This window comes from uncultured Cardiobacterium sp. (assembly GCF_938028185.1).
Taxonomy (GTDB): Bacteria; Pseudomonadota; Gammaproteobacteria; order Cardiobacteriales; family Cardiobacteriaceae; genus Cardiobacterium.
Window position 1 is genome coordinate 1 of sequence record NZ_CALJAH010000300.1, and the last position, 6,859, is coordinate 6,859.

At 62.6% G+C, this 6,859-nt stretch carries 8 protein-coding genes; all 8 read left to right on the plus strand.

Annotated features, from left to right (window positions below):
* Positions 1–489 precede the first annotated feature (489 nt).
* The gene (locus tag Q0349_RS08790) at positions 490–957 is read left to right on the plus strand and encodes a nitrous oxide reductase accessory protein NosL (protein ID WP_298080486.1); all 468 of its coding nucleotides are present in this window, start codon (positions 490–492) and stop codon (positions 955–957) included.
* Entirely contained in the window at positions 954–1,460 is a 507-nt protein-coding gene (locus Q0349_RS08795) for a GNAT family N-acetyltransferase (RefSeq protein ID WP_298080487.1), read from the plus strand. The genes Q0349_RS08790 and Q0349_RS08795 overlap by 4 nt, the downstream gene beginning before the upstream one ends.
* Before the next feature lie 40 nt (positions 1,461–1,500).
* On the plus strand, positions 1,501–2,073 hold the full coding sequence (locus Q0349_RS08800) for a DUF1007 family protein (protein WP_298080488.1): 573 nt from the start codon (positions 1,501–1,503) through the stop codon (positions 2,071–2,073).
* Positions 2,070–3,074: a transporter gene (locus Q0349_RS08805; RefSeq protein ID WP_298080489.1), complete on the plus strand. Its 1,005-nt coding sequence runs from the start codon at positions 2,070–2,072 to the stop codon at positions 3,072–3,074. Before Q0349_RS08800 ends, Q0349_RS08805 begins: the two co-directional genes overlap by 4 nt.
* An 18-nt stretch (positions 3,075–3,092) precedes the next feature.
* The gene (gene serC / locus Q0349_RS08810) at positions 3,093–4,172 is read left to right on the plus strand and encodes a 3-phosphoserine/phosphohydroxythreonine transaminase (RefSeq protein ID WP_298080490.1); all 1,080 of its coding nucleotides are present in this window, start codon (positions 3,093–3,095) and stop codon (positions 4,170–4,172) included.
* Between the two features lie 239 nt (positions 4,173–4,411).
* A complete protein-coding gene (locus Q0349_RS08815) occupies positions 4,412–4,906 on the plus strand; it encodes a GNAT family N-acetyltransferase (RefSeq protein WP_298080491.1) in 495 nt (164 codons plus the stop codon).
* A complete protein-coding gene (locus Q0349_RS08820; protein ID WP_366916300.1) occupies positions 4,906–5,913 on the plus strand; it encodes a quinone-dependent dihydroorotate dehydrogenase in 1,008 nt (335 codons plus the stop codon). The genes Q0349_RS08815 and Q0349_RS08820 overlap by 1 nt, the downstream gene beginning before the upstream one ends.
* A gap of 1 nt (position 5,914) precedes the next feature.
* Positions 5,915–6,562 (plus strand): hypothetical protein, encoded by a 648-nt coding sequence (locus Q0349_RS08825; protein ID WP_298080493.1) that lies wholly within the window; start codon positions 5,915–5,917, stop codon positions 6,560–6,562.
* Positions 6,563–6,859: the final 297 nt, after the last annotated feature.

Below are 6,859 nucleotides of genomic sequence, written 5' to 3' on the forward strand. Positions count from 1 at the left end.
GAAAAAGGCGAATGCTTTTTTCAAGGGAACCCGGGGTGGGGGTAGCGATATTTATGCCGCATCAATGGTTAATTAAGTCATTCGCTATTCTTTCTCAAAAATGGAATGCCATTTTTATTTCCAAATATTGGTTTAAAACCACAAGCGGAGGGTTATAGAAACAGATGGTTTTGCATCAAATTGTTTTACCCCCACCCCAGCCCTCCCCCGCTGCGGACGCTGGCGCGTCCTGCGGGGGAGGGAGCGAATCGGCGCTTGCGATAGATTCCGTGCGGTCATGCGGCAATTATTCCTTCGCGATTTCGTAGGTTGGGTTAGGCATTGAAATCCCCCACCCCCGCAGGGCAAAGCCCGCAGCGGGGGAGGGATGGGGAGGGGGTAAGCCATATCGCTCACCAATCACCACTTCATTTTTTACACTTATCGCTCGCGCCCATCCCCAGCCCTCCCCCGTAGGAGGAACCCAAACACAAAACCCAAGGAACCCGCATGAAAAAAAACCTCACCCTCCTCGCGCTTGCCCTGCTACTCACCGCCTGCGGCGACGACACACCCAAAGCCCCCGCCGAACCCGTCGCCGCCATCCCGGCAGATGCGCGCGACTACTTCAACCAGATGGGCGTGACCGACACCGGCGGCAGCAAAGGCCAGGTACAACGCAGCGACAGCGGCGAAGTCATCTGGTTTGACAGCGTGCGCACCACCCTCACCTACCTGCGCCTGCCGGAAACCGCCAACCAGCCGCTTGCCGCCTGGGTCAGCACCCACGACAGCCCGGCGCACTGGCTTGCCGTCAAAGACGCCTGGCTGGTACAAACCCCGCAAGCGCCGCAGCTCATTGGCAAAGACGACTACATCCCCTTCGCCGACCAGGCGAGCGCAGAAAAATTCGCGGGCGAACACCAGGGCAAAGTGCTGCGCGCGGGCGACATCAGCGAGCAGGATTTACAACTATGAACCGCATGATCACGCTCAAACCTTACCATCCCGAACACTACCCCGCCCTCACAGCGTATCGGCTTGACGCCAGCCAACAGGCATTTACCGCCATGCCCGGCGAATGGCTGGACGGCAGCCGCACGCTTGACCGCGACAAACTGGCAATCACCATCTTTGCTGGCACGGAAATCGTCGGTTTTTTCATCCTCGACAGCGGCGCCGACCTGCGCGATTACAGCGACAATCCGCACGCCCTGCTGCTACGTTCCATGTCGATTGACCCGGCACAACAAGGCAAAGGCTACGCCCGCGCCGCACTGGACGCTGACCGTCTCTATCCGCTGCTGCGTGCGCATTTTCCGGGCTGCAACGAAATCGTCCTCGGCGTCCATCACGCCAACCATGCGGCCATTGCCCTCTACCAACGCTGCGGCTTCAGCGACAGCGGCCGTACCTATATGGGCATCAAAGGGTTGCAATACATCTACACCCGCCCAGTTACCAATATACATACAGGGTAGTCGCTACCCTGTATGTATAAATGCCAAACCACCGCCCGCCATGAAATATCTGCTTCCCTTCTTAATCCTCTGCCCGGCGCTTGCCCTCGCCCACCCGCACCAATGGATAGACCTGCGCATCACCCCGCAGACCGACGCCAGCGGTGCGCTCATCGCCCTGCGCGAAAGCTGGGAATTTGACCCCTACAGTTCCGAAATCCTGCTAGAGCGCAACCAGGACGCCGCCCTGGCGCAGTTCAAAAAAGACATCGACCAGTTCTTTGCCGAACAGCACGGCTTCACCTACAGCCAGAAACTCGCCTTCGCCGCGCCGCGCGACACCGCCATTGACACCAGCGGCGGCATCCTGCGCTACCACTACACCCTGCCGCTCAAAACCCCGACGCGCGGCAAAATGACGTTCAAAATCTACGAGAACAGCTACTACATGGACGTCAGCTACGCCCTCGACCAACCCAAACAATGGGATAACGGCTGCCGCCTCACCGTGCGCGAGGCGAACCCCACCGCCGAAGAAGAAGAGCTGGCCGCCAGCTTCGACCAGAACGCGCAGGCGCCGACCGGCCTCGGAGCCGTCTTCGCGCAAACCTCGGAGCTGCAATGCGGCGCATGAAATACCGCATCGCCCAACAGCCGCCGCCCGCAAGCGGCGCGCACAACGCTTCCCCCTTCCCCCTGTGGGAGTGGGATTCGCCCGCATACCCCGCTGCCGAACCGGCCGCCATCAAAACACGACCCCACCGCCCGATTATCCGCCGCTACCTGCCCACCCTCATCCTCATTGCCCTGCTCGTCCTCGCCATTCTCTACGGACAACCGCTGCGTCTCGCCGCGCAACGTCTGCAAAACGGCTGGCAACGCGACCTCGCCGCGCAACTGCAAACCCTGCGCCAGCACGGCGACAGCGCCGCGACCTGGCTCGCCCTCTGCGGCCTCGGCTTCCTCTATGGCATCCTCCACGCCGCCGGCCCCGGCCACGGCAAAGCCATCATCGCCACCTTCACCCTGAGCCAGCCCGCCGCCCGTCGGCAAACCCTCGCCATCGCCATTGGCGGCGCGCTGCTGCAAGGTGTGAGCGCCATCCTCTGGGTGGCGCTGGCAATGGGACTGCTGCACCTGCTCATCGCTGACACCGTCAATCATGCCCTGTGGCTGAACCGCCTCAACGCCCTGCTCGTCGCCGCCATCGGCGCCTACATCCTCTGGCGCCACCGCCCGCACCGCCACCACGCCCATTGCGCCTGCCACCCGCACGGCGCGCGCCCGCTGACACCGTGGGCGGCGATTATCGCCATCGGCATCCGCCCGTGCAGCGGCGCGGTCATGAGCCTTGCCGTCGCCTGGAGCTGGGGCATCGCCGCCGCCGGCATCGCCATGACCCTGACAATGGCTTGCGGCACCGCGCTGACCATTACCGCCATCGCCCTGCTCTGTCATCACGGCAAACAGCACCTCGCCCGCCGCCTGCTGCGCGACGAAACCCGCTTCGCCCGGCTGACGCAAACGCTGGCGCTCGCCGGTGGCATCATCCTCATCACCCTCGCCGCGCTGCTTTGGCAAACAGACAACAGCGCCCTGCCCTCCCCCGCCAACCCTGTCGGACTACCCCGCTAACCATAAGGAAAACCAACCATGACCCACCGCATCCACAACTTCTGCGCCGGCCCCTGCACCCTGCCGCTCGCCGTACTCGAAGAAGCGCGCGCCGAACTGACCGACTTTCAGGGCAGCGGCATGTCGGTGCTGGAAATCAGCCACCGCAGCGCCCGCTTTGAAGCCCTGCACGAAGAAACCCTCACCCTCGCGCAACGCCTCATCGGCGCGCCGGACGACTTCCAGCCGCTGCTCCTGCCCGGCGGCGCACACCAACAATTCGACATGATCCCGCTCAACCTGCTCGCTGACGGCGGCAGCGCCGCCTACATCAACAGCGGCGTCTGGGCGGACAAAGCCTTGCACGAAGCTGAGCGCGTCGGTGACGCGCGCGAAATCTGGAGCGGGCGCGACGGCGGCTACACCACCCTGCCGGACACGCTCCCCGCCCTGCCCGCCGACTGCCGCTACCTGTATCTCACCAGCAACGAAACCGTGAACGGCATCCAGTTCCGCCACTACCCGGCAAGTCCCGCGCCGCTGGTGATTGACGCCTCCTCCGACTACTACACCCGCAGCGACATCCCGTGGGCGCGCAGCGCCATCGTCTATGGCGGCGTGCAGAAAAACCTCGCCCCGGCAGGCATCGCCCTCGTCTTCGTCCGCCGCGACCTGCTCGAAGACCACCCGCGCGTGCCGCGCTTCCTCACCTACGCCGCGCACGCCGCCGCCAACAGCCTCTACAACACCCCGCCCACCTGGCAAATCTATATGCTGCACAAAGTGATGCAGTGGATTGAGCGCGAAGGCGGCATTGCCCACTTCGACCGCGCCAGCCAGGAAAAATCGGCGCTGCTCTATGACTACCTCGACCAAAGCGACTACTACACGAACAGCATCGCGCCGCAATACCGCTCGCGCACCAACGTCGTCTTCCGCACCCGTAGCGACGCGCTCGACACCCGCTTCTGGCAGGAAGCCGAAAAAAATGGCCTCTCTGGTCTCAAAGGCCACAAAATCGTCGGCGGCCTGCGCGCCAGCCTCTACAACGCGCTTGACATCCGCGCCGTGCGCGCGCTGATTGACTACATGGACGCCTTTGCGGCGGCAAACCGCTGAATAATAGCGCCCTTCCCCTATGGTGTATTGACAATTGAATCCCCCTCCCCTGCAGGGCGAAGCCCGCAGCGGGGGAGGGGTGGGGAGGGGGTGAGCGATATGCTTGATGAGCCGAAATTCCAATTTTTCACATTTGCCGCCCTCACCCCAACCCCTCTCTCGCTTCGCGAGCTGTCCCAGTCCCATAGGGAGAAGGCTCGTTCGCCGAATTGTCAACACGCTCTAAACCGAGAGACAAAATGACCACCCTGCACATCACCCCCTGCGAACCCGCCGACTGCGACGCCATCGATCGCCTGACCGCCCGCGCCTACGCACCGGGCGGTTTTGCCGCAGACGACCCCTACTTCATTGAAATCCTGAACGTCGCCCAACGCGCGCAACAGGCGCTGGTACTCGTCGCGCGACAAAACGGCGTGCCGGTCGGCACCCTCACCTGCGCCCTGCCCGGCAGCATCTGGCAAGAAATCGCCCGTGCCGATGAAGCCGAACTGCGCATCCTCGCCGTTACGCCGGAACAGCAGCGACAGGGCATCGGCAGCGCCCTCATCCGTGCCAGCGCCGAATACGCCCGCCATGCCGGATGCACCGCCCTCGTCCTCTCCAGCGCCGCCTGGATGACCGCCGCGCACCGCCTCTACCAACGCCTCGGCTTCCGCCACACCCCGGAACGCGACTGGCAACCGCGCGCCGACGTTTACCTCGCCACCTACCGCCTGGAACTGAACCCATGATGAACCCCTACCACTACCTCCGCCCCCTCCTTTTCCGCCTCGACCCCGAACGCGCCCACAACCGCACCCTTGCCCTGTTGGCGCGGATGCCTTCTTTCATGCCGCGCTACCACGGCGGCAAGCCTGTTGAACTGATGGGCTTGACCTTCCCCAACCGCCTCGGCCTCGCCGCCGGACTGGACAAAAACGGTATCGCCGTCAGCGCCTTTGACCGCGCCGGATTCGGCTTCATTGAAGTCGGCACCGTCACCCCGCGGCCACAGCCGGGCAACCCGCAACCGCGCCTGTTCCGCCTGCCCGAACATGAAGCCATCATCAACCGCATGGGCTTCAACAACCGCGGCATTGACGCCCTCATCACCCGCCTCGCTGCTACGCCCAAGCCGCACGCATTGCTTGGCATCAACCTCGGCAAAAACAAGGACACGCCCAACGAAGAAGCGCTTACCGACTACCGCATTGGCCTGCAAAAAGCCTGGGCGCACGCCGACTACCTCACCATCAACATCTCCTCGCCCAACACCGCCGGACTGCGCGAGCTGCAACACGGCGCCGCCTTGCGCGAGCTGCTCGCGGGCATCAAGGCCGAACAACAGCGCCTCACGGTCGAAACCGCGCGCCGCGTGCCGATTGTGGTCAAAATCGCGCCCGACCTTGACGACACCGCGCTTCACGCCACCCTCGACACCATTGCCGAAGCGGACATGGACGGCATCATCGCCACCAACACCACCCTCGACAAAAGCGCGGTTGAGCACCACCCGCACGGCGGCGAACAAGGCGGCCTCTCCGGCGCGCCGCTCACCGCCGCCAGCACCGCCATCGTGCAAAAAATCCGCGCGCACCTGCCCCATATCGCCCTCATTGCCTCCGGCGGGGTGATGAGCGCCGCCGATATGCAGGCAAAACGCGATGCGGGCGCCGACCTCGTGCAAATCTACAGCGGTCTCATCTACCACGGCCCGCAACTGGTGCGCGACTGCCTGCGCCAACTGGAGCGCGGTTGAAATGCCCGGCTTCCTTCGCATCCTTTGCCTTGCCGCCACCGTCGCCAGCCTCACCGTCCGGGCTGACGACGACCGCGCCGCCACGGCTGCACAATTACAACAGGTCAAAAACTGCCAGGCGACGCGCTACAGCCTGAAAACCATGCTCTACCACGAGGATTTCAACATCCCGATGTGTACCGATTTTGGCGACCCCTTCGTACGCGATGCCTTTCCCAAAGAAATCAGCGAACCGCAACAACGCGCGCTGCTGGACGCGCTGGTACAGTCGCTGGACATCACCTTTACCGAAACCGATACCAACATCAAAGCACACGGCGGTTTTGACCACTATGGCGGTATGTCGTACGACCGCAGCGACGGACACATGACCGAGAGTGAAATCACCCTGCATTGCGCGGACGGCCAGCGATACCAGCTCCACTTTCTCGATAGAACCGTTTACTTCAAGGACCATCCGGCGGTAGAGATGGCAGTCGTCACCATGGACGGCGAGCGCACGTTTTATATGCCCGCCGCCGTGATTGACCGGCTGATGAACGCCGTCACACAACTGGTCAGCCGGGAAGAAGCACACGCCTGGTACAAAAAAATCGGCGTTTGGTCGGGGCGCAAAAAAAGCCTGTCCCTGGCACCAGAAAACCCATAAGCATCAAGCTCCCTTGAGCGCATCGTCCTGGCGCTCCCGCGTCTATAGCAATCCTCACAAAACCCTGTACGGCGTTGCGGGTACCAGCGCGTATTGTCTTCATCTAAACCGGTCGTAGGGTGGGGCTTGCCCCACCATTTTCATTTCGGAGATTTGCGACAAAGCAGAGGCGACACAACACAGTTATGGGGCTTTCGGTGGATGACTATAAATTCCGGTAACGGTTACTGCGGCTGCCGCCGAGGTAGAACACAGACCTTGTTTACACTTTAACCTAAACACGTTGTTTACACCGAG